This window comes from Psychrobacter sp. CX18 (genome assembly GCF_057396215.1).
In genome coordinates, this window is sequence record NZ_JBXYJH010000038.1 from 1 (window position 1) to 2,140 (window position 2,140).

Annotated in this window: 4 protein-coding genes; 2 read left to right on the forward strand and 2 right to left on the reverse strand. The window is 41.2% G+C overall.

The window, feature by feature from the left end; translation table 11 throughout:
* Positions 1-20 precede the first annotated feature (20 nt).
* Entirely contained in the window at positions 21-494 is a 474-nt protein-coding gene (locus AC2SLT_RS13090; RefSeq protein ID WP_486548089.1) for a hypothetical protein, read from the forward strand.
* The gene (locus tag AC2SLT_RS13095) at positions 487-1,071 is read left to right on the forward strand and encodes a hypothetical protein (RefSeq protein ID WP_486548090.1); all 585 of its coding nucleotides are present in this window, start codon (positions 487-489) and stop codon (positions 1,069-1,071) included. Before AC2SLT_RS13090 ends, AC2SLT_RS13095 begins: the two co-directional genes overlap by 8 nt.
* 346 nt (positions 1,072-1,417) lie before the next feature.
* On the opposite strand, the gene AC2SLT_RS13100 is transcribed toward AC2SLT_RS13095, so the two are convergent.
* On the reverse strand, positions 1,418-1,570 hold the full coding sequence (locus AC2SLT_RS13100; RefSeq protein WP_486548091.1) for a hypothetical protein: 153 nt from the start codon (positions 1,568-1,570) through the stop codon (positions 1,418-1,420).
* Positions 1,557-1,688, reverse strand: coding sequence for a hypothetical protein (locus tag AC2SLT_RS13105; protein ID WP_486548092.1), 132 nt, complete (start codon positions 1,686-1,688; stop codon positions 1,557-1,559). The genes AC2SLT_RS13100 and AC2SLT_RS13105 overlap by 14 nt, the downstream gene beginning before the upstream one ends.
* Between the last annotated feature and the right edge of the window lie 452 nt (positions 1,689-2,140).

The following is a 2,140-nucleotide window of genomic DNA, read 5'->3' on the forward strand; positions in this document are numbered from 1 at the left end:
CATCATAAAGGTAAAGTAAAATGACGCAATTTAAAATGGACAAAGAAGAAATCAAACAAGCAGCGATTGAATTTAAGCAAGCTCTTATTAATTGGAAATCGAGAGAGAAAATTGAAAGAGTTGTTGCAATACATCGTCCAGAATGGACAGAAGAGGATATTAAAAAATCAATTGAATTTAATACAAGAATGATTAAACCAGTCTTAGAAGCATTTGAGCCTATTTATCGCCTAGCCATAAGAGGAGATATTAATGAGCCATTCGCATTTCAAAGTTATATGATGAGTTATGTCGGTCGAGTGTTAGGTGATGAGTTATCATGGCCAGAAGTACAAGACCCATATTATCGTATAATAACTAGTTTAAAAGGGGGACTAACTGCAGAAGAAATGTGGGAATCACCATACTATAAAAATCGGAAGCTACCAGAGCATTACAGCGAAGTAGTGAAAGAGATTGAAACAGAGGGTTGGAATCATACAACGGATGGCTAAAACGCGGTTGTTTCTACTTATATTAGTTGCTTTTAGTAGTGCAAATTTATCTAAATCAAGAGTAAAGGTAGAACTAAGCTCACCTAAGCCAAGTGAAGTTAAGATGACGCAATTTAAAATGGACAAAGAAGAAATCAAACAAGCAGCGATTGAATTTAAGCAAGCTCTTATTAATTGGAAGTCTAGAGAAGGAATTATAGACGCTTTTTCTACATATCGTGATCAATGGACTGAAGAAGATGTTATCAAAGCTGTAAATAAAGAAACACGAACAGTCAAGCCAGTCTTAGAAGCATTTGAGCCTATTTATCGTTTGGCTATAAGGGGAGATATTAATGAGCCATTCGCATTTCAAAGTTATATGATGAGTTATGTCGGTCGAGTGTTAGGTGATGAGTTATCATGGCCAGAAGTTAGAGAGCCTTATGACCGTATGATAGATAGTTTTAGAGGTGGTCTAGATCCAGAAGAAGCTTGGGAAACACCATACTATAGAGATAGGAAGCTACCAAAGCATTACAGCGAAGTAGTGAAAGAGATTGAAACAGAGGGTTGGAATCATACAACGGATGGCTAGCAAGCGTAGGCTGGGATTTTAGCCCAGCTTTTTTAGGTCTGAATAAAGCAATATGTAGCAAATAAAACGGTCATCTATCCTCAAACAATAAAACCTTAAAATTAAAAACCACAACCACCAGCAGCAACAGCAAAACCAACGCCCAAACCGCCAGCATCAACACCGCAGGCAACGTAGGCTTAGGATTAAGCACCCAAAAGAGCGACTCACAAAGTCTCAGCACCACCCAAACCAATACTAACCTTAATGTTGGTAGCCTAAAGGGTCATGCTGATACCACCACCTTAAATGGCGGACGTATTGACATAAGTGGCGCAAGTGAAGGTAGCTATACCACAAATAAACTTCACATTGAAACCGTACAAAACACCACTGACAGCAGTAACAACAGCTCAGGAGCTAATATCGGTATCAATGCCAACATAGCCACAGGCACACCAATACCGACAGGGGGCAGTCTAGGGGCCAATAAAGCAAAAGGCAGCTCACAAAGCAGCATAGCCAGTGAACAAAGCGGCATCATCGATAGAGGTAACAATCAATCTATCACAGTAGGCGATACCACCAACATAGGCGGTATCATCGCCAATATTCAAACTGATAGCGATGGCAACCAAAGCAATGGCACACTTAACTTCACCACCGAGACCTTAACGACCCAAGATATCACCAACACTGCTACCAATGAGCAGCGTAACCTAGGCGGAAGTATCGGCGTAGGTACAGGGAAACAAGATCAAAGCATTAACAACCTTGGCATACAAGTTGCCAATAATGCCAATGAGTTTGAAAGTAAAACGCTGGCGACCGTAGGCGAAGGTGTCATCGTCACCAGTGATTCGATAACTGGCAAAGATAGCCTAGCGGGTGTCAACCGTGATGCGCTCAATACCGAAATTATCATCAAAGATCAGCAAACCGCAGGGCTTGATGTCGATGCCAATATTGATGCGAGAGTGTTTACCAAGGCGGGTCGAGATGAGATTATCGATGAGCAGAAGGAGCTTGGGAAGAATGCTAAGAAAATTACAGCGATTACCGTCAGTGACGCTCTAAAAGCCCCGGCTAT